Consider the following 24669-nt stretch of genomic DNA (forward strand, 5'->3'; position numbering starts at 1 on the left):
TGGCGCCCCCTCAAGCGACCTCGCCGGCCCTTCTCGCGTTGCGAGGGGCGAGCGGGTGCGGCAGGTCCCTTCGCCCCGCTTGCGGGGAGAAGGTCGCGGCAGCGGGATGAGGGGGAAATCCGCGGAAGACTTTAAAGCCCCGCCTGCCACGCCTTGACCGCATCGAGCGGCCAGACGAGCATCAGCACGTTGAGCGTCAGATTGTCGCGGATCAGCCAGCCTGTGAAGAGCTCGAGCACGATGGCGATCGTGACCGTCACCGCCACCGGCAGCCGCGACGCCAGCAGGAAGCCGGCCGCCATGGCGAGCGTGTCCATGGTGGAATTCAGGATGCTGTCGCCGAAATAGTCGAGCGAGATCGTCGCCGAGCGATAGCGGTTGATCACCATCGGGGTGTTCTCGGCAATCTCCCAGGCGGACTCGATCACGGTCGCCAGAAGCAGGCGGGCGCTCAGCGGCTTGCCGCGCAGCAGCAGATAGCCGAGACCGTAGAAGAGAAAGCCGTGGATGATGTGCGACGGCGTATACCAGTCGGAGATGTGCTGCGAGTTGCCGCTCGAATTGACGACGCCCTCCCAGAGCTTCACGTAGCCGCATTCGCAGATCCACAGCCGCCCCATCAGGTGCTGCGTGAGGATCTGGATGGCGACGACGCCGAGGCAGGCGATCAGCCAGATCCAGGCGCGCTGTCTGTTATCCTCGGTACCGGCGGCGATCGTCACTCGGCACCTTCCTGTTCCAGCGAGTGCTTCATGATCAGGGGCATCTGGGCGAGGGTGAAAAGAATGGTGATCGGCATCGTGCCCCAGACCTTGAAGGCGACCCAGAAATCGGTCGAGAAGGAGCGCCAGACGATCTCGTTCAGGACCGCGAGGAACAGGAAGAACACCCCCCAGCGGATCGTCAGCTTGCGCCAGCCATCGTCGTCCAGCTTGAAGGCGGCATGGAAGACATAGCCGAGCAGCGACTTGCCGAACAGCAGCCCGCCGAGCAGGATCGCGCCGAAGAGCGTGTTGACGATGGTCGGCTTCATCTTGATGAAGGTGTCGTTCTGCAGCCAGAGCGTCAGCGCGCCGAAGACGAAGACCACGATGCCCGAGATGAGCGGCATCATCGGCAGGGTGCGCGTCATGATCCAGGAGACGATGAGCGCAGCGGCCGTCGCCACCATGAACAGGCCGGTGGCGATGAAGATCGGTCCGCCAAGCTCGGCAAGCACGGGAAAGCGGCTTGCCAGCCAGTCGCCGCGCGAATTGGCGAAAAAGAAGACCATGAGCGGCCCGAGCTCCAGCACGAGCTTCAGGAGAGGGCTTACCTCTGTCTTCGGCTTGGTGGCCTCGATTGTCGACATGTGCGGATCCTGTTCTCTCATATCGCCTTGCTGGAGCGGGACGCGGGCGGAAAACCGCTTCACACTTTTCCTCGTCCCGCTCTCTGGCTGCTCATAACACCAGCATTGCGGCAAAACCATATCACTACAGCGCCGCGCGTCTTAATGAGACGCGCAAAGGTCGCTGTAGCAGCTTAAATTGCGCAAGCAGCCGCTTCCGGCTACAAGCTTCCCGTCCCTTGATCAGGCCGCGCCGACCCCGGCGATCGCCTCGGCAAAATCCTTAGCCTCGAAGGGTTCGAGATCGTCGATCCCCTCGCCGACGCCGATGAAATAGACCGGCAGCTTGTGCTTGGCGGAGATTGCCACCAGGATGCCGCCGCGCGCCGTGCCGTCGAGCTTGGTCATGATCAGGCCGCTGACTCCCGCGACATTGCGGAAGATCTCCACCTGCTGAAGGGCATTCTGCCCGGTCGTCGCATCAAGCGTCTGCAGGACCGTATGCGGCGCATCCGGGTCGAGCTTGCCGAGGACGCGGACGATCTTTTCGAGCTCGGCCATCAGCTCGGCCTTGTTCTGAAGCCGCCCGGCCGTGTCGATGATCAGCACGTCCGACTTCTTCTCGCGCGCAAGCTGGAACGCCTCATAGGCAAGGCCGGCCGCGTCGGCGCCGAGCTTCGAGGCGACGATGTCGGACTTCGTCCGCTCGGCCCAGATCTTCAGCTGCTCGATCGCCGCGGCGCGGAACGTGTCGCCCGCCGCCACCATGACTTTCAGACCCGCGCCGGAAAGTTTTGCCGCGAGCTTGCCGATCGTCGTCGTCTTGCCGGTGCCGTTGACGCCGACGACGAGGATCACATGCGGCTTGTGGCTGAGATCGAGCTCGAGCGGCTTGGCGACCGGCGCCAGCACCTTGGTGATCTCGCCGGCCATGATGCGCGAGACGTCTTCGCCGGTCACATCCTTGCCGTAACGCTCCGAGGCGAGCGTGTCGGTGATGCGCATCGCCGTCTCGACCCCGAGGTCGGCCTGGATCAGCAGGTCTTCGAGATCCTGCAGCGTCGCCTCGTCGAGCTTGCGCTTGGTGAACAGGCTGGCGATCTGGCCGGTCAGTTGCGAGGAGGTGCGGGCAAGGCCGCGACGCAGCCGCTGGTACCAGGAAAGCTTCGGCTGCGAGGCGGGGGCGGTCTCCTTTGGACGCTTGTCCGAGGCGGCGAAGCCCTTGGGGAGGGCGGGGGCAGCGGCGAGACCTTCAGGCGGCTCTACCCCCTCTGCCCTGGCGGGCATCTCCCCCACAAGGGGGGAGAGGGGTGGGGCGCTCTCCTTGCCCGTCTCGATGCTTTCTACAGCGGCGATGTCGGAGCCTGCTTCGGGGTCTTCACGCGTGATTTCAGTCTCTGGCGCAGTTGTCTCCGGAGCGTCTTCCTTGGTCACCTCGGGCGTATCGGTGCGATCGTCCGTGTCCGTTTCTGCCTCCGCGGCGGCTCTGTTATCCGCGGTGGTCGCCCCAGTCTCCATCTGTTCTCCCCCCTTGTGGGGGAGATGTCCCGAAGGGACAGAGGGGGGTGTCGCGGGCTCAGTCTCGTCGTCAAACGCCGCCGCATGATCGGAAGGGGCCTCACCCCCCTCTGCCCTGCCGGGCATCTCCCTCACAAGGGGGGAGATCGCAGGTGGCGCGCTTTCGTCCTCCGCTGGAACGGTCTCATCTACGGCAGGACCAGCGCTCTCCGGGCTTTCTTCGCTTGCAATTTCAGGCGTTGGCGTGGCTGGCTCAGGGGGAATAGCAAGACCCTGAGCGCCGGGTCTGGCCTCCTCCGTCGCGGCCCTGTCCTCGTTCGAGGCCGCGCGGTCATCCTCGGCGGGTGCCGCGCCCACCCCCTCTCCCCCCTCGTGGGGGAGATGTCCCGCAGGGACAGAGGGGGTTTTCGCGGTCTCATCGGCAACCGGCGTTTCCGCCACCACCTCCGGCGGCGGCACGGGTTTCTCTTCGACGGTGTCCTTGCCGAAGGAGAAGATCTTCTTGATGAAACCAATCGCCATGGGGAATGTCCGGTATCAGGCCGCAGCCATCTGTTGTCTGTGCATCGTCAGATGCTTGCCGTTGTGGCCGGTGATCGTGACCGTAACGAGCGAGCGCGGCGCAAGGCCGGCCGCATCGACGAGTGTGAAGTTTTCCGTGTGCGCCAGGCCGTTCATCTCGACAAGGATCGTCTGCTCGCTGCCGACCATGCGGTCGAGATGGGCGGCGTGAAGCGCGGCGCCTTTGGCGCGCAGTCGCGCGGCTCGCTCCTTGACGAGCGCCCGGTCGAGCTGCGGCATGCGGGCCGCCGGCGTGCCGGGGCGCGGACTATAGGGAAAGACGTGCAGATGGGCGATGCCGCAATCCTCGGCAAGCCGCGCGGCGTTCTCGAACATCTCTTCCGTTTCCGTCGGAAAGCCGGCGATCATGTCGGCGCCGAAGCTGATCTCGGGTCGCAGGCTGCGCACCTCGTCGCAGAAGGCGCGGGCGTCGGCGCTCGAATGGCGACGCTTCATCCGCTTCAGCATCAGGTCGTCGCCATGCTGCAGCGACAGATGCAGATGCGGCATGAAGCGCGGCTCGTCGGCGATCAGGTCGAGGAGATGCCGGTCCGCCTCGATGCTGTCGATCGACGAAAGGCGCAGGCGCAGGATGTCCGGAACCTGCTTCAGAAGGGTCCTGGCGAGAAGCCCGAGCGTCGGGGCTCCGGCCAGGTCGGCGCCGTAGCTTGTCGCATCGACGCCGGTCAGGACGATCTCGCGATAGCCGCTTTCAGTGAGCCGGCGTGCCTGGTCGACGACGGCGCCCATCGGCACGGAGCGGGAATTGCCGCGGCCATAGGGAATGATGCAGAAGGTGCAGCGATGGTCGCAGCCGTTCTGCACCTGGATGAAGGCGCGCACGTGCCCGTCGATGTGCTTGATCATCTGCGGCGCGGTGGCGCGCACGCTCATGATGTCGTTGACGCGCAGCTTCTCCTCGGCCGAGACGCCGAAGTCCGGCAGCGACCGATAGGAGGCGCTTTTCAGCTTCTCCTCGTTGCCAAGGACCGCGTCAACCTCGGCCATTTCGGCGAAAGTTTCCTTCTCGGTCTGGGCGGCGCAGCCGGTGACGATGATGCGGGCATGCGGATTGTCGCGCCGCGCGCGGCGGATCGCCTGGCGCGCCTGGCGCACGGCCTCGGCAGTGACGGCACAGGTGTTGACGAGGATGGCGTTGTTCAGCCCCGCCTTCTCGGCCTCCGCCCGCATCACTTCCGATTCATAAGTGTTGAGGCGGCAGCCGAAGGTGATGACCTCGACGCCGCTCAAAGCGCCCGCGCTCCGCTTTCGCCGGCGGTGACCTCGTCGCGTTGAAACGTGCCGGTGGCGGGATCGACGGTGCCCGACCATTCCCATTGCGCCGGTCCCGTCATGATGACGTGGTTGTCCCGTTCCCGCCATTCGATCGAGAGCGGCCCGCCCGGGACGTTGACGGTGACAGTGCGATCCGTCTGACCCGTCCGGACACCACTGACGGCGGCGGCACAGGCGGCCGAACCGCAGGCCAGCGTCAGCCCCGCGCCGCGCTCCCAGGTCCTCAGGTCCATCTCGTGGCGGGAGCGGACGCGGGCGATCGAAATGTTGGCGCGCTCGGGGAAGATCGGGTGGTTTTCGAGGAGTGGCCCGAAGCGATCGAGCTCGTGGCTCCACACGTCGTTCTCCACCCAGAAGATCGCATGCGGATTGCCCATCGAGGCAACCGAAGGCGAATGCAGCACCGGGTCGTCGATCGGACCGATCTGCAACTCGATGCGGCGCGTATCGTGGAATTCCTCGGCGAGCGGGATTTCGTTCCAATCGAAGCGCGGCAGCCCCATGTCGACCGAAATGGTGCCGTCGTCGTGCTCCTTGGCTTCGAGCAGGCCGGCGACCGTATGGAAGAGAAAGGTCTTTTTGCCGGTCTCCGCGGCAAGCGCCTGGACGACGCAGCGCGTGCCGTTGCCGCAGGCCTGGGCCATCGAGCCGTCGGAGTTGACGATGTCGATCCAGGCATCGGTGCCGGAGGCCTGCGGATCGTGGATCGCCATGATCTGGTCGAACTCGGTCGCCGGATCGGCATTGAGCGCGATCGCCGCTTCGGGCGTGACACGATCCTTCCGGCCGCGCATGTCGACGACCAGGATCTTGTTTCCAAGCCCGTTCATCCTGGCAAATTGCACGTGGTCGGTCATGTCGCGATTGTCCAAACCCGGCCCCCGAGCCGGGAGGCACCTTTCATTCGGGCTGTATATGGCGGAAAAGCCCGGAAATTACCAGTGCCGGTGTCGTTCCGCTCAGGAGGGGACGTCGAATACCTCGCCCGGCCGCAGCGGCCGGAATCGCTTTCGTTCGATGCCTGCCTCGTCCAATGCGGCCTCCAAGGCTCTAAGCGGCTCCTCAATGCCCTCGTCGGTCAGGCGGAAGGTTCCCCAATGGTGCCCCGCCACATGGTCGGCGCCGCAGGCGATCATGCCCATCACTGCCTCTTCTGGATTTTGGTGCTGGCTTTCCATGAACCAGCGCGGCTCGTAGCAGCCGAAGGGCAGGTTGGCGAGGCGGAAGGGGCCGTGCTTGTCGCGGGCGGCGCGATAGTTGATGCCGCCGTGGAAGCCGGTGTCGCCGATATGATAGATCCTGCCGGCCGGCGTCTCGATGACGAAGGCCGCCCAGAGCGCCATGCGACGGTCTCGCGTGCCCCGGGCCGACCAATGGTGACAGGGCTCCGCATGGATGACGATCCCGTCGCCCAATTCGATTCGATCGCCCCAATCGACCACGGATATCTCTGCGTTCGCTGCGGCGCGGCGGATGATCGTGTCGTTGCCGAGCGGCGTCACGACATGCGGCGCATGTTCGGCATTGAGCGTGCTCAGCGTGTCGAGATCGAGATGGTCGTAGTGATTATGGGTGACGAGCACGACGTCGATTGGCGGCAGGTCGTCCATGTGGATACCGGGTGCGTTGCGGCGTTGCGGTCCGGCGAAGGCGAAGGGACTCGCCCGGTGCGACCAGACCGGGTCCGTGAGGATGTTGATGCCCGCCACCTGAATCAGAAGCGTTGCGTGACCGACCATGGTCACCCGCAGACGGTCTCCGTCGACGCTGAGTTCAGGCCGTACCTCGAGGAAGGGGCTGTCGTAGCGCCCGGGCCATCGCACGCGTTTGCCGCCGAACTGCCAGCGCAGCAGGTGCGCGAGGCCGCGCGGTGCCATGCCGCCGGGATTGAAAAAGCGAACGCCGTCGAAATGGTCCGAAACGGGTCCGTTGTAATAGCGGTTGCCGCCTTTGCTCATCGTCGCCCCAAGCCGTCGAACGCCTCTCTTGTGCGAGAAAGATAGGCACTGCCACGCCCGATCACAGGGTCAGGTCGATATCGGTTAAGAATTTCTTGAGAATGGCAACTCGATTGCTATCATGCCCGGATGCTGGTCCGATTCGACAAACAGGAGCGCCTCTACAAGGCAATCAAGCTCGTCCGTCCGGTGCATCTCAACGTCAGCAGGACGATCGAGAAGATGCTCGAGGGCGCCGGGATCACCATTGCCGAGCGCGCCGTGCTGGAACTCATCTGCGAGGCGCCGTTGACGGTGCCGGAGGCCGCCAGGCGGCTGTCGATGAAGCGCCAGTTCGTGCAGCGCATCGCCGCCGGCCTGATCGGCAAGGGCTTGATCGAGAAAAAGCCCAATCCGGAGCACCGGCGGGCCTATTTCTGCGCGCCGAGCCCAGCCGGCCGGGATCTCTTCGATGCCGTCCATCGGCGCGAACTCGAAATGCTGCATGCGGTGCTCGGCGATATCAACCAGACCGAGGTGGTCGTGGCGCTGCGAGTCTTGGCGCGGATCGATACCGCCTTCGCGGTGCTTGCCCGGCAGGCGGGCGAGGCGCAGGATGGCCCGTGACGCGGGTCGCCAAGGCTCCTAAGCCGGGCCATTGCCCCAGGTGCTGCCTCCTAACTTGACTTTTCGGTCGCTTTCCTGTTTATCGCGGCAAATTCCTTCGCAAGTGATGACTTCGAAGCCGCCGACCAGGCCCCGCAAAGGTATAAAGAGAGCCCGGAGGTCAACACCCGACAGCGCGTTGCGCCCTCGGGTGGTTTTTGGCTTTGCGCCTTGTTTTCCGCGCGAAGGAACCCACGTTTCCGGCTGAGCCATTGGCGCAACCGGAAACCAGAAGGAAGAGCGAATGTTCGAGAGCCTCCAGGACCGTCTTGGTTCCATATTGAATGGACTGACCGGCCGCGGCGCCCTGTCGGAAGCTGACGTTTCCGCGGCGCTTCGGGAGGTCCGCCGTGCGCTGCTCGAAGCCGACGTCGCGCTCGACGTCGTGCGCTCCTTCACCGAAAAGGTTCGCGAGAAGGCGGTCGGCGCCGAAATCCTGAAATCGATCAAGCCCGGCCAGATGGTCGTCAAGATCGTCCACGACGAGCTTATCGCCATGCTCGGCTCCGAGGGCGTGACGATCGATCTCAATGCCCCGGCTCCCGTCGTCGTGATGATGGTCGGCCTGCAGGGCTCGGGCAAGACGACGACCACCGGCAAGATCGCCAAGCGGCTGACGACCAGGGACAAGAAAAAGGTCCTGATGGCCTCGCTCGACACACGTCGGCCGGCCGCGCAGGAGCAATTGCGCCAGCTTGGCGTCCAGACCGGTGTCGACACTCTGCCGATCATCGCCGGCCAGTCGCCGACCGACATTGCCGCGCGCGCCGTGCAGGCGGCGAAGCTCGGCGGCCATGACGTCGTCATCCTCGACACCGCCGGCCGCACCCATATCGACGAGCCGCTGATGATCGAGATGGCGGAGATCAAGCGGAAGTCCAATCCGCACGAGATCCTGCTCGTCGCCGATGCGCTGACCGGCCAGGACGCCGTCAACCTCGCCCGCAGCTTCGACGATCGCGTCGGCATTACCGGTCTGGTGCTGACCCGCATGGACGGCGACGGCCGTGGCGGTGCGGCGCTGTCGATGCGCGCCGTTACCGGCAAGCCGATCAAGCTGATCGGCGTCGGCGAAAAGATGGACGAGCTCGAGGAGTTCCATCCGCGCCGCGTCGCCGACCGCATCCTCGGCATGGGCGATATCATCTCGCTGGTCGAGAAGGCGGCGGAGAACATCGACGCCGAAAAGGCGGCCGCCATGGCCGCCAAGATGGCGAAGGGCAAGTTCGACCTGAACGACCTCGCCGACCAGTTGGGCCAGATGCAGAAGATGGGCGGCATGGGCGGCATCATGGGACTGATGCCGGGCATGGCCGGCATGAAGGACAAGATGGCCGCCGCCGGCCTCGACGACAGGCTGTTCAAGCGGCAGCTCGCCATCATCTCGTCGATGACCAAGGCGGAGCGCGCCAATCCGGATCTGCTCAAGCATTCGCGCAAGAAGCGCATCGCCAGCGGCTCCGGCACCGACGCGGCCGACATCAACAAGCTGCTGAAGATGCACCGCCAGATGGCCGACATGATGAAGATGATGGGCGGCAAGGGCAAAGGCGGCATGATGAAGCAGATGATGGGCGGCCTGGCCAACAAGATGGGCCTCGGGGGAATGGGCGGCGGCATGCCGGACTTGTCGAAGATGGACCCGAAACAGCTCGAAGCGCTGCAGAAGCAGGCGGAAGCCGCCGGTCTCGGCAAGCCGGGCGGCCTTCCGGGCCTCGGCGGTGGCGGTTTGCCTGGAGGCGGTCTGCCCGGCCTCGGTGGCGGTTTCCCGGGCCTTCCCGGCCTCCCCAAGAAGAAGTGAGGATCGCGACGAATGCTTGATCCCGAGATCAAAGAAGAATTGGCGGGCTATCGGCAGTCGATCGACAACATCGATGCCGCGCTCGTCCACATGCTGGCCGAACGGTTCCGCTGCACCCAGGCGGTCGGCGTTCTCAAAGCCAAGCACAAGCTGCCGCCGGCCGATCCGGCGCGCGAAGAATACCAGATCGAACGCCTTCGCCACCTGGCCAAGGATGCCAATCTGGATCCGGATTTCGCCGAGAAGTTCCTGAACTTCATCATCAAGGAAGTCATCCGGCATCATGAAGCCATCGCCGCCGATCGCTCGCAGCCCGCGGGCAGCGCCGGCACCACCCGTTCCGCTTGAACGAAGCGGTCAAGAAAGCCTGCAAGGAGTAACTGAAATGGCACTGAAAATTCGTCTCGCCCGTGGCGGTTCCAAGAAGCGTCCCTACTACCAGATCGTCGTTGCCGATGCGCGCAGCCCGCGTGACGGCCGCTTCCTCGAGAAGATCGGTTCCTGGAACCCGATGCTCGGCAAGGACGACGAGAAGCGCATCGAGCTGAATGCCGAGCGCGTCAGCCACTGGATCGCCCAGGGCGCCCAGCCGACCGACCGCGTCCTGCGCTTCCTCGACCAGGCCGGCCTTGCCAAGCGCCCGGCTCGCAGCAACCCGACCAAGGCACAGCCCGGCAAGAAGGCACAGGAACGTGCCGCTGAAGCCAAGCAGAAGGCTGAAGACGCAGCCGCTGCCGCGGCGGAAACTGCCGCGGAATAAGAACCGTCAAAACGGTGTGGCAAACGGGTGGCATTTTCATGCCGCCCGTTTTGCTTTATGTGCACCTTCAAAGAATTGGAGCAGGATCGGGCGCGCGGAAGCACCCGCTCAGCTGGATGCCGAAATGACGAAGCTCGAAAACCCTATCCTGATGGCGACGATCGGCGCGGCGCAAGGCCTGCGCGGCGAAGTGCGGGTAAAATCCTTTACGGACGATCCGACAGCGCTCGGCGATTACGGCAATCTGCACAGCGACGACGGCCGCGTCTTCGAGGTGCTGGAAATCCGTGAGGCGAAGAACGTCGTCATCGTCCGTTTTCGCGGCATCAACGACCGCACGGCGGCCGAAGCGCTGAACGGCCTCGAGCTGTTCATCGAGCGCGACAACCTCCCCGACGACGATCTCGACGAGGAGGAATTCTTCTATGCGGATCTCGAAGGCCTCGAAGCGGTCGACGGCACGGGCAAGAGCTACGGCTCAGTGACGGGCGTGTTCGACTTCGGCGCGGGGGATCTCCTCGAGCTGAAGGGGCCTGGCCGCCGGCCGGTGCTGATCCCGTTCACCGAATGGTCGGTGCTGGAAATCGATCTCGAGGCCGGCAAGCTGCTGGTCGATCCGGTCGCCGCAGGCCTCGTCGACGACAAGGACGAGAGCCTGGACAAGCAATTCCCGACGAAGCGCAAGTGAGCCGCAGGCGATGCCCTTTCGCGCGACGGTCCTGACGCTTTACCCGGAGATGTTCCCGGGCCATCTCGGCGTGTCGCTGGCCGGCAAGGCGCTGGAGCGCGGCCAATGGTCGATCGAGGCCGTGCAGATCCGCGATTTCGCCGAGGACAAGCACCGCACCGTCGACGATACGCCGGCCGGCGGCGGTGCCGGCATGGTGCTGAAGCCGGATGTGCTCGCCCGTGCTATCGACCACGTCTCGGCAAATGAGGACCGGCCCCGCCTGCTGATGAGCCCGCGCGGCCGGCCGCTGACGCAGGCCCGCGTGCGCGAGCTCGCCGCCGGCCCCGGCATCGTCATCGTCTGCGGGCGCTTCGAAGGCGTCGACCAGCGGGTGATCGACACACGTAATCTCGAAGAGGTCTCGATCGGCGACTACATCCTTTCCGGCGGCGAGCCGGCGGCGCTCGTCGTGCTCGACGCGATTGTCCGTATCCTGCCGGGTGTGATGGGCAACGAATTGTCCGGCCTGCACGAGAGCTTCGAGGGCGGGCTGCTCGAACACCCGCATTACACGCGGCCGCAGCTCTTCGAGGGCCAAGAGATCCCGGCGGTATTGACCTCCGGCAATCACGGTGCCGTCGCCAAATGGCGCGAGGCCGAAGCGCGGCGGCTGACGGCGGAGCGCCGCCCCGATCTGCTGGAGCATAATCAGGATTTGAAGCGTGATCCGGCTCAGCCGGTGAAGAAGTAATAGGCGGCGAGCAGCAGGCCGACGGCGACGACGATCGAGCGAATGACCGCCTGCGGAACGCGTCGCGCGGCCCAGACGCCGCAATAGCCGCCAAGTGCCGCACCCGGCACCATGATCGTCGCATGCAGCCAGGAAACGACGCCGCCCGCCGCGAAGACGAGAATGGCGATCAGCGCGATGACGATCGAGATGAAGTTCTTCAGCGCATTCAAGCGGTGGTAGCTGCCGCCGGTCGCAAGCCCGAGCACCGCCAGCATCATGATGCCCATGCCGGCGCCGAAGAAGCCGCCGTAGACGGAGGTCGCCATCTGGCTCGCGGCGCCGAGCGGGCCGATCCGGTGCTCGTCGCTGCGAGCCTTCGGCTTCAGGAGAGGGCCCGCGGCGAAGATCGCCGTCGCGGCGATCAGCAGCCAGGGCACCATGGCGCGGAACGACGGGTTGGAGAGCGAAAGCAGGAGAAGCGCGCCCGCGAGCCCGCCGATCGCCGATATGACGCCGAGGAGGATGGCGTTCCTGCGGTCGGCGCGGATCTCCTTGGCATAGGCGAGCGCCGAGGTGATGTAGCCGGGAAACTGGACGATCGAGGACGTGGCGTTGGCGACGATCGGCGGCACGCCGCCAAGCGTCATCGCCCCGAAGGTGAGAAACGTGCCGCCGCCGGCAATGGCATTGACGGCGCCGGACAGGAATCCCGCAACAAAAAGCAACAACGCCTGGAAAATAGTCATGGCCGTCCTCGTATCCGCGTGGCTTCGGGATAACGGCTGGAGCAATCGTCCGCAAGCCCGCGGCAGGTTGGACCCCTCCCAACCTCTTCCCGCTACAGCGCCGCGCGTCTTATCAGACGCGCAAAGGACGCTGTAGCACTTTGAATTGCTGCATGTTTTTGTCCCTAAATCGGCTACGATTTAGGGAAACATGCAGTAGCCGCCACAAGGCGAAGGGGTTGGGGAGGGGGTTTACGAGGGGAATACGGAATCTACCGCCTCTCAGCCCTTCTCAGCCGCCGCTCGAGTCCCCGGAGCGCCAGCGACAGGCCGATCGTCAGGATCAGATAGACATAGGCGACGATCGAATAGGTCTCGAAGAAGCGAAACGAGCCGGAGGCGTAGACCTTGCCCATCTGCGTGATATCGGCGACGCCGAGCACCGAGACGAGCGAGGAATCCTTGACCATCGCCACGAAGTCGTTGCCGAGCGGCGGCAGGATGACGCGGATCGCCTGCGGAAAAACGACGAGGCGAAAGCGCTGGTAGCGCGTCAGCCCCAGCGCCTTGGCGGCCTCCACCTGCCCCTTGTCTACCGACTGGATGCCGGCGCGGAACACCTCGGCGATGAAGGCGGAATATCCGATCATCAGGGCAATGATCGCCCGCCACATCAGCGAGATGTCACGCACGACGAGCGGCTCCATAAAGCCCCAGGTAATCAGCGGCGTCGCCAGGAAGTTCACGGTCACGACCAGCGCCGGCGCACCGACGAAGGCAATGTAGAAGAGCAGCACGAGGATCGGCACGCCGCGGATGACCTCGGTGTAGAAGCGCGCCACCTGGCGCAGTGCCGCGCGCTCCGAAAGCGCCATCAGCGCGACGCCAAGGCCGAGCACGGTGGCCAGCGCGAAGCCGACCAGCGTCACGAAGACGGTGACGCCGAGGCCCTTGAGGACAACGGTGAAGACCTGGGTGAAGATTTCGTTGGTGACGATGACCGCGGCGAGCGCCACGGCGATGACGAGAAGGGCGACCAGCCACCAGGGATAGTCGCCCTTCTCGGAAGTGTCGGATGATTGCACCGGCGCCATTGTAGGGTCAGGACCTGGCGATCAGCCGCCCATCTTGTAGTCGAGGAACCATTTCTTGTTGAGCGCGTCGAAGGTGCCGTCGTCCTTCAGCGCCTTGATGGCGGCGTTGACCGGCGCCACGAGGTCGGATCCCTTCGGGAAGATGAAGCCGAAGTCCTCGGTGCCGAGCGGCTCGCCGACGACCTTGAGCTTGCCTTCGGAGGCATCGACATAGCCCTTGGCGGCGACGCTGTCGGTCAGCACCAGATCGACGTCGCCGGCCTTCAGCGCCTGCACCGTGGCTCCGAAGGTCTCGAACAGCTTGATGCGCGGGTTCTGCTCGTTGCCGTCGAGGATTTCGTAGACTGCCGTGTAGAAGGGCGAGGTGCCGGGCTGAGCGCCGACAAGCCCGTCTTCGACCGCCGCGAAGCTCTTGGCATCCTTGAAACGCGTCTCGTCGGCCCGCACCAGCATGAACTGCTGCGAGCGCATATAGGGATCGGAGAAGTCGACCTTCTCCTTGCGGTCATCCTTGATCGTGATGCCGGTCATGCCGATCTGATACTGTCCATCGGAAACCGACTGGATCATCGCATCCCAGCTGGTGTTCTGGTACTCCACCTGGAAGTTCAGCCGCTTGGCGATCTCGTTCATCGCGTCATATTCCCAGCCAACCGCCTGACCGGACTTCGGGTCGACGAACTGCAGCGGCGGATAGGCATTCTCGGTGACGACGACCACCGTCTTGCCGCCGAGGTCCGGCAGGTCGCTCGCGGCTGCGGGCGCGGAAAATGCGAAGGGAACAGCGAGGGCAGCGGCGATGCCCGCGAGCACGTGGCGGCGGATTGTCATTGGAGGAGCTCCCGAAAATAGTGGCGACCGAAAATGTCACGAATTTCGTCGGGAAGACAAGCAGATAGTACTAAAAAAGAAAGGCGGCCAAGAGGCCGCCTTTCCGTAAATCCGAGGATTTGAAATCTTATTCCGCGGCGGCTTCCGCTGCCTTTGCTTCGGCGGCTGCCTTTTCGGCGGCCTCGGCGGCTGCCTTCTCGGCGGCGAGTGCCTGGGCGGCGGCAATCTTCTCAGCCTCGATGCGTGCCTTCTCCTCGGCAACGGCCTGGCGCTCGGCTTCGTTCAGCTTGCGGGCGCGCGTGCCGGTGTTCTCGACGATACGAGCCGACTTGCCGCGACGGTCGCGCAGGTAGTAGAGCTTGGCGCGACGAACCTTACCACGGCGAACCACTTCGACGCTTTCGACGAGCGGCGAGTAAACCGGGAATACGCGCTCGACGCCTTCGCCGTAGGAGATCTTGCGGACGGTGAAGCTCTCGTTGAGGCCGCCGCCGGAACGGGCGATGCAGACGCCTTCGTAAGCCTGGACGCGGGTACGGCTGCCTTCGACAACGCGGACGTTGACGCGGACGGTGTCGCCGGCGGAGAAATTGGGAAGGGTGCGCTTGGCGGCGATCTTGGCGGCCTGTTCGGCTTCCAGCTGCTCAATGATGTTCATCGGTTTAACCTTTGCTTTCTTCTGAAACAGCCAGAGCGCTCTCGGCCGGCCCGTCGGTTTCCTTCGGGCCTTGCCTTTCCAGGCAGGAGCGGTTTCACCATTCTTTGTTGGTGGTCGACGGGCAACAACCCGAACCGGGGCGGCACATACACCAAACGAGGCGGCTTGTCATCCCCGATCGCGGTTTTTCTCGACCGATCACCCGCGCCGGCGGACATTCCATTCGGAATCTCAGAATTCGCGGAACGGTATGGCGGGAGCGCGAGCGCCTTTTCAGACTCCCAAGTGCCCCTCGAATAGAAGCCCTATCTATCCAACCGCCATCACCGGCCCCGAACCGCCAGACGGTCGTCCGCTTCACTTCGCTGTCCTCAAGCGCCCTTGTGACCGGGACCTCATAGGTCGCAAGCGCCGTCAGCCGCTGGCGCGGGCAATAGGCCCGCCCCGGATCGCCGACGAGCACCGAGGCGTCGGCACGCGCGAGCGCGTCGAACCATGGCTGAAGCAGATCGGCAAAGCCCTTGTCATAGAAGACGTCACCGGCGAGATAGACGTCGGCGGCGCGCTCGCGGCCGATGATGTCCTCGCCGAGGAAGCCGACCGGAACGTCATTCAGTTCCGCATTGAGGCGCACGGCAGTTTCGGCCCACGGATCGATATCCACGGCGAGAACCTCTGCAGCGCCGGCCAGCATGGCGGCAATGGCGACGAGACCGGAGCCGGAGGCGAAATCGACGACGCGGCGGCCACGCACTGTTTCCGGATGATCGAGAACATAGCGGGCGAGGCCCTGACCGCCGGCCCAGGCGAAGGCCCAGAAGGGCGGCGGCAGGCCGATCGCCTCCAGTTCCTCCTCGGTCTTCAGCCACAGATCATGCGCCTCGCTCGCCAAGTACAGCCGGACTTCCGGCACGTGTGGCGGCGAGAGGATGCCGGTATTGGCGCGGATGAAGCTTTCCGGATCGGTTTTCAAGACTGGAGGCTCAGGGCGTGATCCGAAAGGTTACTTCGGCGGATTGTCGAGCCCGCCCATGCGGCAGACCTCGATCCACTCCTCCTCGGTCACCGGCTGGACCGAAAGGCGCATCGAGGTCACCAGCGACATCTTGGCGAGCTTGGGGTTTTCCTTGATCTCCTTCAGGGAGACCGGGCGCGGCATGTCCGTGACGGCGCGGATATCGACGCAGTCCCAGCGGGCGTCACCCTCGGCCGTCGAATCCGGATGCGACAGGGCGCAGACCTCGGTGATGCCGACGATGTCCAGGCCTTCGTTGGAATGGTAGAAGAAGCCCTTGTCGCCGATCTTCATCGCCCGCATGTTGTTGCGGGCGAGATAGTTGCGCACGCCGGTCCATTCGGTGCCCTTGGCGCCGGCGTCCTTCTGCATCTGCCAGGACCATTTATTCGGTTCGGATTTGTAGAGCCAGTGCGCCATCGCCCCCTCACGCCTCCGGATTGTTGAAGACCCAGTTGTAGGCCTTGATCTCGACATTGGCGAACAGGCCCGCCTTTGCATAGGGGTCGGCTTCGGCGATCGCCTTCGCATCGTCGATCGTCTCGGCCTTGACGATCACCAGGCTGCCGGTCGGCTTGCCGTCATCGCCGAGAAAGGGACCGGCAATCTTCAGGATGCCGTTGGCGTTGAGGTCGTTGAGATAGGCGAGGTGGTCGGGCCGCGTATCGAGCCGGAGCTGCAGGGCGCCCGGCTTGTCCGTGCAGATGAGTGCGAAGAGCATGGTTCCTCCTGAAGAATTTATTGCTGGGTGGCGATCATTCCTGGGTGATCGGCCGCGACATCAGCTGTTCGAGAGCGGTGCGGACGTCGAGCTTGCCGTCGATGATGGCGGCGACGGCCTCGGTGATCGGCATCTCGATGCCGAGATCCCCGGCCACCCGCGCCGCCACCGACGCGGCGAAGGCGCCTTCGACAAGCTCGCCGCCGCGCCCGTCGGCGCGGCCGTTCTTTCCAAGCGCAATGCCGAAGCGCAGGTTGCGAGACTGGTGGCTGGTCGCCGTCAGCACTAGGTCGCCGAGCCCCGACAGGCCGCGCACCGTATCGGCTTCGCCGCCTCTCGCGGCGATGAAACGCGACATTTCCGCAAGCCCGCGCGAGATCAGCGCTGCACGGGCCGAGTCGCCGAGACCCGCGCCTTCAACGATGCCGCAGGCGATCGCCAGCACATTCTTCAGTGCGCCGCCGAGCTGAACGCCGATGCGGTCAGTCGACGGGTAGAGGCGGAAGGTCGGTCCGGAGAGCGCCTCGGCCAGTTGCGTTGCAACGGCCATGTCGGGCGCGGCGACGACCATCGCGGTCGGCAGGCCCTTGGCGATGTCGGCGGCAAAACCAGGTCCGGAGAGAACGCCGATCCGGTGGCCAGGCAATTCCTCCCCAAGCAGTTCGGTCAGGAGCCGGCCGGTCGATTGTTCCATCCCCTTGGCGCAGGTGACGATCGTCGCATCGGCGCCGATCGCTGCGCCGTATTGCTGCGCCGCCGCCCGGTGCTCCTGCGACGGCATGGCGAAAAGCACGATATCGGCTCCGCCGAGCGCGGCGGGCTCGGAGGAAAAGGCAAGACCGGCCGGAAGCGCGATGCCGGGCAAGGCCCTTTCGTTGCGGCCGGTCAGGCGGCATTCTGCCGCCACTTCCTCGCGCCGCGACAGCAGCGTCACATTCGCACTGGCACTTGCCGCCGCCACCGCCGCAAGCGCCGTTCCGAAGGCGCCCGCACCGACGACGACGATCTTGGGGGCGATCGTTGGATTATCACTCATCTTCTGTCCGTCATGCCTTGGCGCCGCGCTTGCCGGAGCCGATCAATGCCTGTGCCCGGGTGTCGAGCGGCCAGCGGGAACGCGGTGGGACATCGAGCCCGTCGGCCGGCAGGCCTGCCGCCAGCCGTTCGGCGCCTGCCCAGGCGATCATTGCCGCATTGTCGGTGCAAAGCTCAAGCGGCGGTGCAATGAACCGGAAACCGTGCGCGTCGCAGAGCGCCTGCAGCGTCGCCCGCAGCGTCTGGTTGGCGGCTACGCCTCCGGCAACGACAAGCGCCGGCTGATCGACCGACGCATAGTCCGCCTTGAACCGCTTCAGCCCGCGGCCGACGCGATCCTTCAGCGTCCGCGCGATGGCGCGCTGGAACGAGGCGCAGATGTCGGCGATATCCTGTTCCTTGACCGGTTCCAGCGATTGCGCCGCCTGCCGCACCGCCGTCTTCAGCCCGGAGAAGGAGAAGTCGAGCCGGGCATCGCCGACGAGCGGCCGCGGGAAGTCGAAGCGTTCGGGATTGCCCGTTCGGGCCGCTCGCTCCACGGCCGGACCGCCCGGATAGGGCAGGCCGAGCAACTTCGCCGTCTTGTCGAAGGCCTCGCCGAGCGCGTCGTCGATCGTCGTGCCCCAGCGCTCGTAGTCGCCGACGCCCTTGACCAGGATCAGCTGCGTGTGGCCGCCCGAGACGAGCAGCATCAGATAGGGAAAGGAGAGCCCGTCGGTCAGCCGCGCCGTCAGCGCATGGCCTTCGAGATGGTTGACCGCATAGAGCGGCTTGCCGGTCGCCCGGGCGATCGCCTTGCCGGTCATCAGGCCGACGATCAGTCCGCCGATCAGCCCGGGACCGCTCGTCGCGGCGATCGCGTCGATCTCCTCAAGCGTGACACCGGCGCGCAGCAGCGCTTCCTCGATCAGCGTATCGAGCGCCTCGACATGGGCGCGCGCGGCAATCTCGGGCACGACGCCGCCGTAGGCGCTGTGCTCTTCGAGCTGGCTCAGTACCACGTCGCCGAGGATCCGACCGGCCCCTTCTTCATCGCGCAGCACGACGGAAGCCGCGGTTTCATCGCAGCTTGTCTCAATGCCGAGGATGCGCAAAGGCGGGGACATGACGTGGTATACTCAAAGATTGCGGACACCCAGAAAGCTGGGTACACGGAACTTGTACAGCGCCGCGCGTCTCTCAGACGCACAAAGGACGCTGTAACGCTTTGAAGTGCTGCATGGTTTTTCCTTAAACCCGTTCCGATTTAAGGAACCATGCAGTAACAACGGATGGTCAAGGATGCAAACAAAACCTTTCCGCATCGGCACGCGCGGCAGCCCGCTGGCGCTCGCCCAGGCCCATGAGACGCGCGACCGCCTGGCCGCCGCCCATGGGCTGTCGCCGGAAATGTTCGAGGTCGTCGTGCTCTCGACGAAGGGCGACCGGATCACCGACCGGCCGCTCGCGGAGATCGGCGGCAAGGGCCTGTTCACCGAAGAGCTCGAGCAGCAGCTTCTTTCGGGCGGCCTCGACTTCGCCGTCCACTCTTCGAAGGACATGCCGACCAAGCTGCCCGACGGCCTGTTTCTCTCCGCCTTCCTGCCGCGCGAGGACATTCGCGACGCCTTCGTCGGCCGCACCGCACCGAGGCTCGTCGAACTGCCAGAGGGCGCCACCGTCGGCTCGTCGTCGCTGCGGCGCCAGGCGCTGATCCGCCGGCTGAGGCCCGACATCAACGTCATCACCTATCGCGGCCAGGTCGAAACACGGCTGCGCAAGCTCGCCGAAGGCCAAGTCGACGGCACGCTGCTTGCCTTTGCCGGGCTGAAACGGCTCGGCATGACCGACGTGCCGACCGAACTGCTCGACCCCAAGGAATTTCCGCCGGCGCCGGCCCAGGGTGCGATCTGCATCGAAAGCCGCGTCGGCGACGAACGCGTCAACGCACTGCTCGCCGCCATCGACGACCCGCGCACCCATGAGGCGGTCGCCTGCGAGCGCGGCTTCCTGGCAACGCTCGACGGCTCCTGCCGCACGCCGATTGCCGGCTATGCCCAGTCGGACGGCACGCATATCCGCTTCTCGGGGATGATCCTGACGCCCGACGGCACCACCTCGCATCGTGTCGAAATCGACGGCAAGGCGGCGGATGCGACGGAGCTTGGGCGCAGGGCCGGTGAGGAGATCCGCGTCAAGGCCGGACCGGGGTTCTTTTCGAGCTGGACCTGAGCGATGCACGTGCTCGTCACCCGCCCGCAACCGGCAGCCGACAGAACGGCGCTGAAGCTTGAAGCGATGGGGCACCAGCCGGTCGTCCTGCCTTTGATGCAGGCGCAGCATTTTGTCGCCGCAGTGCGCGCCGGCTTCGAGCGGCCTCATGACGCGATTGCCGTGACCAGCGCCGAGGCCGTCCGTGTTCTGGCCGGGCTCGGTCCCGATCTTCAGGCGCATCTCGCGACACCGCTTTTCGCCGTCGGCGCTGCGACGGCGCGCGTCGCCGCCGATCTCGGCTTCAAGGATATCCGCGTCGGGGCCGGAACGGGCGAAGCGCTTGCGGAGACAGTTGCGGGCTTCCTCGAACCGGAGACGGGATCACTGCTTTATTTCGCCGGCTTACCGCGCGCCGACGGTTTCGAGCACGCGCTCCGTGAGCGGGCGATCGATCACGTCACCGTCGAGTGCTACCGGATGGTCGCGATCGACCACGCGCCGGAAACGCTGCCCGCTCTCGTTCAGTCCGGCCCGTTCGACGCGGTGCTGCTCTATTCGCGCGAGACGGCTCGGCGTCTTGTCGCGCTCATCGGCGAAAGCGGCCTTGATTGCGCCGGCTTTTCCGCACGTTACCTTTGCCTGAGCGCGTCCGTCAAAGACGTGCTGCCCACCAGCGCTGCAGCCGACGTTGCAGCGGCACCCGACGAGGATCGCCTGTTGGGCCTCCTTTGAGACGGGATCAGCAAAGACGACGCCGATTTTCCGCTGACGTCCGGGGCATCGGCGAGGTCATCTAAGGCAAATGCCTCAAAAACGAGGTGCAGGGACTTTCCCTGTCGAGCTTCCCTGACTAGGTTTGGCTTTAAGAGCCCGACGAACGTTAAAGAGGTCAACATGGTATCGGAAAAGCGGCCGCGCCGCTCGCAACCGGAAAAGGAACCGCTGACGATCGACCTCGAGGCGGAAAGAACCGTCACCGAAGAGGCGGAGGCGATCGCCAGTCAGGAGCCGGTGACCGATGAGCCGGCGGAGATTTCAGCGACAGCAGTGCCGGACACCACGGACGCGGTCGCGAGCGACGCCGAAATGGATGGCGCCAAGCCGGACACGGCCGACAAGGACGGCGGCGAGAAAGCGGAGACGGAAGACGAGCGCGCCGACGCCGCCGCCGCCGCTTTCGACGAGGAGCCTCCACATCTGGGCAACGCGACACCCGAGCCCAAGGCTAAGAAGGCGACGAGCGCCGGGGCACTTGCCGCCGGCATCCTCGGCGGTCTCATCGCGCTTCTCGGCGCCGGCGTGCTGCAATATGCCGGCTACGTCCCGGCACCCGGGCCGGATCGCGCCAACGGATCGGTCGAACAGAACCTGGCGAGCGAAATCGAGGCGATCAAGGCCGAGCTTCAATCGCGCCCGACTGGCCCGGCAGCGGCGGTCGATATCGCTCCGTTGGAAGGCCGCCTTGCCGCACTGGAACAGGCGGCACAAGCGCCCGCTGGTGCGAACGCACCCGACGTCACGGCCCTCCAGGCCGAGGTCGCCAACCTGACCAAGGAAATTGCGGCATTGAAAACCGACCTCGCCGATGCCCGGCAGTCGGCGGATGCGGCCAAGGCCGAGCTTGCCGGCCGTATCGACCAGGCAGAGCAGAAGCTCAACGAGCCGGTCAACGACATCGAAATGGCCAAGGCCGTCGCCGTAACCGCATTGAAGACCGCAATCGATCGCGGCGGACCGTTCCTCGCCGAACTCGATGCGCTGCGCAGCATCGCCCCCGAGGACGCGGCGGTGAAGGAACTGGCCGAGGACGCTAAAACCGGCGTCGCGACGCGTACGGATCTGCGCAGCGCATTTCCGGCCACCGCCACGGCGATGCTGGACGCCCTTAATCAACCCGACCCGAATGAGGGCATCTTCGCCCGGCTCTATTCGAGCGCCATGTCCGGTATTCGCGTCCGCCCGGTCGGCAGTGTCGAGGGCGACACGCCGGAGGCGATGGTCGCCCGCATCGAGGACAAGCTCAACAACGGCGACCTCAAGGGCGCTTCGCTCGAATGGGAAAGCCTTCCCGACGTGGCAAAGGCCGCCGGCCAGGATTTCAAGGCGAAGCTCGACCGGCGCCTGCGCGTCGAGACCGCCATCGACGCGGCCGTGGCGGCGACCATGACGCGAAGCGGCACGCAAGGCTAAGAAAAGGAAGAAGACGACATGGTCCGGATACTGTTCTTCATCCTGCTCGTTCTCGCGCTCGCGCTCGGCTTTGCCTGGCTTGCGGATCGACCGGGAGAGCTGTCGCTGATCTGGCAGGGCCAGCTGATCGAGATGAGCCTGATGCGCGCCGCCACGATCCTGATTTCGCTCGTCGCCGCGATCCTGATCGTCGTCTGGCTGATCCGCACGCTCTGGCTGTCGCCGCACACCGTGACGCGCTACTTCCGCGCCCGCAAGCGCGACCGCGGCTATCAGGCGCTCTCGACCGGCCTGATCGCTGCCGGGGCCGGCGACGCAGTGCAGGCGCGCAAGATGGCGGCCCGGACCCGCGGCCTCATCAGCGCCGATCAGGAACCGCTCATCCATCTGCTCGAGGCCCAGACGGCGCTGATCGAAGGCAAGTATGACGACGCGCGCAAGAAATTCGAGGTGATGGCGGATGACCCGGAGACCCGCGAGCTCGGCTTGCGCGGGCTCTATCTCGAAGCCAAGCGGCTGGGCGCCAACGAGGCCGCCCGTCAATATGCCGAACGCGCTGCCGAAAAGGCGCCGCACCTGTCCTGGGCAACCTTGGCGACCCTCGACCAGCGCAGCCAGGCGGGTCAATGGGACGAAGCGATCCGTCTTCTCGACCAGAGCCGCACCGCCAACGTTCTCGACAAGAAGGAAGCGAACCGGAAGAAGGCCGTGCTGCTGACCGCCCGGGCGACGGGCAAGCTGGAGGCCGATCCGAAAGCCGCCCGGGATGACGCGCTCGCCGCCTTGAAGCTCGACGATCGGTTGGTGCCGGCAGCCCTCGCCGCCGCCAAGGCGCTGTTTCGCGAGGACAACCTGCGCAAGGGCGCTTCGATTCTCGAAAAGATGTGGAAGCACGATCCCCACCCGGAACTGGCTCGGCTCTATGTCCGCGCCCGCGGCGGCGATTCCGCCGTCGACCGACTGAAGCGCGCCAAGAGGCTCGAAACGCTGCGCGGCAACAATGCCGTCAGCTTGGCAACCGTCGCCGAGGCAGCGCTCGAGGCGCGCGAGTTGGCACTCGCCCGAACCAAGGCGGAAGCCGCCGCGCGGCTGGCGCCGAGCGAGAGCATCTTCCTGCTCATCGCCGACATCGAGGAGGCCGATACCGGCGACGAGGGCCGCATCCGCCATTGGATGGCGCAGGCGCTCAGAAGCCCGCGCGATCCGGCCTGGACGGCCGATGGCGTCACCTCGCCAACCTGGCTGCCGGTGTCGCCGGTCAGCGGCAGGCTCGATGCCTTCGAATGGAAGGAGCCACCCTCGCCGCTTGCCGGCGCTACCGAAGAGGGTCGCGTCAGTGTCGACGGGCGATCCGCAGCCTGCCGCCGGTCGCGCCGGAGCAGCAGGTGTTGGTCCGGGAAGCGCCAGTGACGCCCAGAGCCGAAGAAAGCCGGCCCGTGCTGGAAGCGGAACGCCCAATCCCGACACCCACTCCGATAACCGTGCCGGAGCGGAAGGAAAGCGCCGCCCCGCCGCCCAAGAGCGAGGAGACCGTCGCAGAGGAAGAAGAGGCAGCGCCCTTCTTCGGGCGGCCACCGGACGATCCGGGTGTTCGCGACCGGGCGGTTGAGGACGGCAACAAGGCCAGCTTCCGGCTGTTCTGAATTCTGGTTTCACGGGGCTGTGGGCACAAGGCATGTTTGAACGGTTTCGAACGTTTCTCGAAGAACTGAAAGGTCCGGCGGCGCGGATCGACAAGGACGATCCGCGCATCGCCGTCATCGGGCTCTGCTTCCAGGTCATGGAGGCGGATGGCGCCATCCGTAGCTCGGAACGCCGCAAGATGCGCAAGCTCATCAAGGAGCACTACAAGCTCGACGATGCCGCCCTCAATGCGCTGGTCGCGGCCGGCGAAACCGCCGAGAGCGAGGCGATCGATTTCTATCGCTTCACCGCCGAGATCAAGCGCCGCCTCTCCGAAGAGCAGCGCGTCGAACTCGTCGGCATGCTGTGGGACATCGTCTATGCCGACGGCGCGCGCAGCGAAATGGAAGATCACGCAATCTGGCGGATTGCCGATCTCCTCGGCGTATCCGGACGCGACCGGGTCTTGAAACGACGGGAGGCAGCCGCCAAGATCGACATGGTTGAGGAGGAGAACGAGGCACAACAGGAAGGCTGACGATGCCGCCAGACGCCCGCGACGCCAAGAGACCGATCCTTATCGTCCTCCACCAGGAGCGGTCGAGCGCTGGTCGCGTCGGCCATATTCTCGAGCAGAAGGGCTTTTCACTCGATATCCGCCGCCCGGCGCTCGGCGACGAGTTGCCGTCGACGCTCGAGGGCCATTCGGGAACGATCGTCTTCGGCGGGCCGATGAGCGCCAACGACGAGGAGGAATTCGTCCGTCGCGAGATCGATTGGCTGTCAGTGCCGCTTCTCGAAAACAAGCCATATCTCGGCATCTGCCTCGGGGCCCAGATGCTCGCCCGCAATCTCGGCGGCAAGGTCGCCCCCCACCACGAGGGCATGACCGAAATCGGCTGGTACCCGCTTGAGGCCACCGAAGCCGGCAAGGCGCTGCTCGACTGGCCGGCTATGGTCTACCACTTCCACCGCGAAGGCTTCGATCTTCCGAAAGGCGCCGAGCTGCTGGCGACCGGCGACACCTATCCGAACCAGGCCTTCCGCTATGGCGAGAACGCCTGGGGCATCCAGTTTCACGGCGAACTGACGCGGGCGATGATGCATCGCTGGGTGGTGCACGGCGCCCACCGCTTCGTGCTGCCCGGCGCCCAGCTGGGCAAGGCGCATCTCGAGGGCCGGATGGTTCACGATCACCCGCTGCGGACCTGGATGGAGAGTTTTCTCGAACTGATCTTCTTGCGCGGCGGAGCGGCATGAACGTGAAAATGCCCCTCACCCTAACCCTCTCCCCGTTTTGACGGGGAGAGGG

25 protein-coding genes and 2 pseudogenes are annotated in these 24669 nt (G+C 65.2%); 12 read left to right on the forward strand and 15 right to left on the reverse strand.

Going from position 1 to position 24669, the window contains the following annotated elements:
• Nucleotides 1-131: 131 nt before the first annotated feature.
• The 6 genes from N181_RS10535 to N181_RS10560 form a co-directional block, all read right to left on the reverse strand.
• Nucleotides 132-722, reverse strand: a complete 591-nt coding sequence (locus N181_RS10535; RefSeq protein ID WP_037393891.1) for a DUF2585 domain-containing protein — start codon at nucleotides 720-722, stop codon at nucleotides 132-134.
• A complete protein-coding gene (locus tag N181_RS10540) occupies nucleotides 719-1351 on the reverse strand; it encodes a septation protein A (protein WP_014330142.1) in 633 nt (210 codons plus the stop codon). Before N181_RS10540 ends, N181_RS10535 begins: the two co-directional genes overlap by 4 nt.
• 222 nt (nucleotides 1352-1573) lie before the next feature.
• Nucleotides 1574-3370 carry a signal recognition particle-docking protein FtsY gene (gene ftsY / locus N181_RS10545; protein WP_037435871.1) on the reverse strand — a complete coding sequence of 599 codons (1797 nt, stop codon included), beginning with the start codon at nucleotides 3368-3370 and terminating at the stop codon, nucleotides 1574-1576.
• Between the two features lie 15 nt (nucleotides 3371-3385).
• Complete coding sequence (mtaB, locus tag N181_RS10550; protein ID WP_037393886.1) at nucleotides 3386-4660, reverse strand: tRNA (N(6)-L-threonylcarbamoyladenosine(37)-C(2))-methylthiotransferase MtaB; 1275 nt, start codon at nucleotides 4658-4660, stop codon at nucleotides 3386-3388.
• Nucleotides 4657-5562: a diaminopimelate epimerase gene (gene dapF, locus N181_RS10555; protein ID WP_037393901.1), complete on the reverse strand. Its 906-nt coding sequence runs from the start codon at nucleotides 5560-5562 to the stop codon at nucleotides 4657-4659. Before dapF ends, mtaB begins: the two co-directional genes overlap by 4 nt.
• 102 nt (nucleotides 5563-5664) lie before the next feature.
• A complete protein-coding gene (locus tag N181_RS10560; RefSeq protein WP_014330138.1) occupies nucleotides 5665-6663 on the reverse strand; it encodes an MBL fold metallo-hydrolase in 999 nt (332 codons plus the stop codon).
• A gap of 129 nt (nucleotides 6664-6792) precedes the next feature.
• On the opposite strand from N181_RS10560, the gene N181_RS10565 reads away from it, so the two are divergent.
• The 6 genes from N181_RS10565 (at nucleotide 6793) to trmD (ending at nucleotide 11290) form a co-directional block, all read left to right on the forward strand.
• On the forward strand, nucleotides 6793-7269 hold the full coding sequence (locus N181_RS10565; protein WP_014330137.1) for a MarR family winged helix-turn-helix transcriptional regulator: 477 nt from the start codon (nucleotides 6793-6795) through the stop codon (nucleotides 7267-7269).
• Nucleotides 7270-7552: 283 nt separating this feature from the next.
• Nucleotides 7553-9109 carry a signal recognition particle protein gene (ffh, locus tag N181_RS10570; protein ID WP_037393883.1) on the forward strand — a complete coding sequence of 519 codons (1557 nt, stop codon included), beginning with the start codon at nucleotides 7553-7555 and terminating at the stop codon, nucleotides 9107-9109.
• 12 nt (nucleotides 9110-9121) lie between these two features.
• Entirely contained in the window at nucleotides 9122-9457 is a 336-nt protein-coding gene (locus N181_RS10575; RefSeq protein ID WP_014330135.1) for a chorismate mutase, read from the forward strand.
• 37 nt (nucleotides 9458-9494) lie between these two features.
• Complete coding sequence (gene rpsP, locus N181_RS10580; protein WP_037455907.1) at nucleotides 9495-9869, forward strand: 30S ribosomal protein S16; 375 nt, start codon at nucleotides 9495-9497, stop codon at nucleotides 9867-9869.
• A gap of 124 nt (nucleotides 9870-9993) precedes the next feature.
• The gene (gene rimM, locus N181_RS10585; protein ID WP_037393867.1) at nucleotides 9994-10557 is read left to right on the forward strand and encodes a ribosome maturation factor RimM; all 564 of its coding nucleotides are present in this window, start codon (nucleotides 9994-9996) and stop codon (nucleotides 10555-10557) included.
• A gap of 10 nt (nucleotides 10558-10567) precedes the next feature.
• A complete protein-coding gene (trmD, locus tag N181_RS10590; RefSeq protein WP_037393864.1) occupies nucleotides 10568-11290 on the forward strand; it encodes a tRNA (guanosine(37)-N1)-methyltransferase TrmD in 723 nt (240 codons plus the stop codon).
• Here trmD and N181_RS10595 read toward each other — a convergent pair.
• The 9 genes and pseudogenes from N181_RS10595 to tsaD all read right to left on the reverse strand — a co-directional run bounded on the left by N181_RS10595 (nucleotide 11272) and on the right by tsaD (nucleotide 18457).
• Nucleotides 11272-12018: a sulfite exporter TauE/SafE family protein gene (locus N181_RS10595; RefSeq protein WP_014330132.1), complete on the reverse strand. Its 747-nt coding sequence runs from the start codon at nucleotides 12016-12018 to the stop codon at nucleotides 11272-11274. The genes trmD and N181_RS10595 overlap by 19 nt on opposite strands.
• Nucleotides 12019-12269: 251 nt before the next feature.
• A complete protein-coding gene (locus N181_RS10600; RefSeq protein ID WP_014330131.1) occupies nucleotides 12270-13091 on the reverse strand; it encodes an amino acid ABC transporter permease in 822 nt (273 codons plus the stop codon).
• Between the two features lie 21 nt (nucleotides 13092-13112).
• Nucleotides 13113-13922: a basic amino acid ABC transporter substrate-binding protein gene (locus N181_RS10605; protein ID WP_014330130.1), complete on the reverse strand. Its 810-nt coding sequence runs from the start codon at nucleotides 13920-13922 to the stop codon at nucleotides 13113-13115.
• A gap of 127 nt (nucleotides 13923-14049) precedes the next feature.
• Nucleotides 14050-14580 carry a 50S ribosomal protein L19 gene (gene rplS, locus N181_RS10610; protein ID WP_014330129.1) on the reverse strand — a complete coding sequence of 177 codons (531 nt, stop codon included), beginning with the start codon at nucleotides 14578-14580 and terminating at the stop codon, nucleotides 14050-14052.
• A gap of 319 nt (nucleotides 14581-14899) precedes the next feature.
• Nucleotides 14900-15553: pseudogene (locus N181_RS10615) on the reverse strand (class I SAM-dependent methyltransferase); the annotation flags it as partial.
• Nucleotides 15554-15583: 30 nt separating this feature from the next.
• Complete coding sequence (locus N181_RS10620; protein WP_014330127.1) at nucleotides 15584-16015, reverse strand: EVE domain-containing protein; 432 nt, start codon at nucleotides 16013-16015, stop codon at nucleotides 15584-15586.
• A gap of 7 nt (nucleotides 16016-16022) precedes the next feature.
• A complete protein-coding gene (locus N181_RS10625; protein WP_014330126.1) occupies nucleotides 16023-16316 on the reverse strand; it encodes a YciI-like protein in 294 nt (97 codons plus the stop codon).
• 34 nt (nucleotides 16317-16350) lie between these two features.
• Nucleotides 16351-17352 (reverse strand): NAD(P)H-dependent glycerol-3-phosphate dehydrogenase, encoded by a 1002-nt coding sequence (locus N181_RS10630; protein ID WP_060563368.1) that lies wholly within the window; start codon nucleotides 17350-17352, stop codon nucleotides 16351-16353.
• A gap of 10 nt (nucleotides 17353-17362) precedes the next feature.
• Nucleotides 17363-18457, reverse strand: coding sequence for a tRNA (adenosine(37)-N6)-threonylcarbamoyltransferase complex transferase subunit TsaD (gene tsaD / locus N181_RS10635; protein ID WP_037393860.1), 1095 nt, complete (start codon nucleotides 18455-18457; stop codon nucleotides 17363-17365).
• 175 nt (nucleotides 18458-18632) lie between these two features.
• Here tsaD and hemC point away from each other — a divergent pair, with 175 nt between their 5' ends.
• The 6 genes and pseudogenes from hemC (at nucleotide 18633) to N181_RS10665 (ending at nucleotide 24617) form a co-directional block, all read left to right on the forward strand.
• On the forward strand, nucleotides 18633-19562 hold the full coding sequence (hemC, locus tag N181_RS10640) for a hydroxymethylbilane synthase (protein ID WP_037393857.1): 930 nt from the start codon (nucleotides 18633-18635) through the stop codon (nucleotides 19560-19562).
• 3 nt (nucleotides 19563-19565) lie between these two features.
• Nucleotides 19566-20276 carry a uroporphyrinogen-III synthase gene (locus N181_RS10645; protein WP_037393854.1) on the forward strand — a complete coding sequence of 237 codons (711 nt, stop codon included), beginning with the start codon at nucleotides 19566-19568 and terminating at the stop codon, nucleotides 20274-20276.
• Between the two features lie 162 nt (nucleotides 20277-20438).
• Nucleotides 20439-21734 (forward strand): COG4223 family protein, encoded by a 1296-nt coding sequence (locus N181_RS10650; RefSeq protein WP_014330121.1) that lies wholly within the window; start codon nucleotides 20439-20441, stop codon nucleotides 21732-21734.
• 18 nt (nucleotides 21735-21752) lie between these two features.
• Nucleotides 21753-23377, forward strand: a pseudogene (locus N181_RS10655) (heme biosynthesis HemY N-terminal domain-containing protein).
• A 32-nt stretch (nucleotides 23378-23409) separates the two neighbouring features.
• A complete protein-coding gene (locus N181_RS10660; RefSeq protein ID WP_014330119.1) occupies nucleotides 23410-23895 on the forward strand; it encodes a tellurite resistance TerB family protein in 486 nt (161 codons plus the stop codon).
• A gap of 2 nt (nucleotides 23896-23897) precedes the next feature.
• Complete coding sequence (locus tag N181_RS10665; RefSeq protein WP_014330118.1) at nucleotides 23898-24617, forward strand: glutamine amidotransferase; 720 nt, start codon at nucleotides 23898-23900, stop codon at nucleotides 24615-24617.
• Nucleotides 24618-24669: the final 52 nt, after the last annotated feature.

Source organism: Sinorhizobium fredii USDA 205, from assembly GCF_001461695.1.
Lineage (GTDB): Bacteria > Pseudomonadota > Alphaproteobacteria > Rhizobiales > Rhizobiaceae > Sinorhizobium > Sinorhizobium fredii.

Excerpts from the sequence above, each read along its gene's own strand:
- N181_RS10540 (WP_014330142.1), bottom strand. The coding sequence starts at position 1,351 with ATGTCGACAATCGAGGCCACCAAGCCGAAGACAGAGGTAAGCCCTCTC.
- ftsY (WP_037435871.1), bottom strand. The coding sequence starts at position 3,370 with ATGGCGATTGGTTTCATCAAGAAGATCTTCTCCTTCGGCAAGGACACC.
- dapF (WP_037393901.1), bottom strand. The coding sequence starts at position 5,562 with ATGACCGACCACGTGCAATTTGCCAGGATGAACGGGCTTGGAAACAAG.
- N181_RS10560 (WP_014330138.1), bottom strand. The coding sequence starts at position 6,663 with ATGAGCAAAGGCGGCAACCGCTATTACAACGGACCCGTTTCGGACCAT.
- N181_RS10565 (WP_014330137.1), top strand. The coding sequence starts at position 6,793 with ATGCTGGTCCGATTCGACAAACAGGAGCGCCTCTACAAGGCAATCAAG.
- ffh (WP_037393883.1), top strand. The coding sequence starts at position 7,553 with ATGTTCGAGAGCCTCCAGGACCGTCTTGGTTCCATATTGAATGGACTG.
- N181_RS10575 (WP_014330135.1), top strand. The coding sequence starts at position 9,122 with ATGCTTGATCCCGAGATCAAAGAAGAATTGGCGGGCTATCGGCAGTCG.
- rpsP (WP_037455907.1), top strand. The coding sequence starts at position 9,495 with ATGGCACTGAAAATTCGTCTCGCCCGTGGCGGTTCCAAGAAGCGTCCC.
- rimM (WP_037393867.1), top strand. The coding sequence starts at position 9,994 with ATGACGAAGCTCGAAAACCCTATCCTGATGGCGACGATCGGCGCGGCG.
- trmD (WP_037393864.1), top strand. The coding sequence starts at position 10,568 with ATGCCCTTTCGCGCGACGGTCCTGACGCTTTACCCGGAGATGTTCCCG.
- N181_RS10595 (WP_014330132.1), bottom strand. The coding sequence starts at position 12,018 with ATGACTATTTTCCAGGCGTTGTTGCTTTTTGTTGCGGGATTCCTGTCC.
- N181_RS10600 (WP_014330131.1), bottom strand. The coding sequence starts at position 13,091 with ATGGCGCCGGTGCAATCATCCGACACTTCCGAGAAGGGCGACTATCCC.
- N181_RS10605 (WP_014330130.1), bottom strand. The coding sequence starts at position 13,922 with ATGACAATCCGCCGCCACGTGCTCGCGGGCATCGCCGCTGCCCTCGCT.
- rplS (WP_014330129.1), bottom strand. The coding sequence starts at position 14,580 with ATGAACATCATTGAGCAGCTGGAAGCCGAACAGGCCGCCAAGATCGCC.
- N181_RS10620 (WP_014330127.1), bottom strand. The coding sequence starts at position 16,015 with ATGGCGCACTGGCTCTACAAATCCGAACCGAATAAATGGTCCTGGCAG.
- N181_RS10625 (WP_014330126.1), bottom strand. The coding sequence starts at position 16,316 with ATGCTCTTCGCACTCATCTGCACGGACAAGCCGGGCGCCCTGCAGCTC.
- N181_RS10630 (WP_060563368.1), bottom strand. The coding sequence starts at position 17,352 with ATGAGTGATAATCCAACGATCGCCCCCAAGATCGTCGTCGTCGGTGCG.
- tsaD (WP_037393860.1), bottom strand. The coding sequence starts at position 18,457 with ATGTCCCCGCCTTTGCGCATCCTCGGCATTGAGACAAGCTGCGATGAA.
- hemC (WP_037393857.1), top strand. The coding sequence starts at position 18,633 with ATGCAAACAAAACCTTTCCGCATCGGCACGCGCGGCAGCCCGCTGGCG.
- N181_RS10645 (WP_037393854.1), top strand. The coding sequence starts at position 19,566 with ATGCACGTGCTCGTCACCCGCCCGCAACCGGCAGCCGACAGAACGGCG.
- N181_RS10650 (WP_014330121.1), top strand. The coding sequence starts at position 20,439 with ATGGTATCGGAAAAGCGGCCGCGCCGCTCGCAACCGGAAAAGGAACCG.
- N181_RS10660 (WP_014330119.1), top strand. The coding sequence starts at position 23,410 with ATGTTTGAACGGTTTCGAACGTTTCTCGAAGAACTGAAAGGTCCGGCG.
- N181_RS10665 (WP_014330118.1), top strand. The coding sequence starts at position 23,898 with ATGCCGCCAGACGCCCGCGACGCCAAGAGACCGATCCTTATCGTCCTC.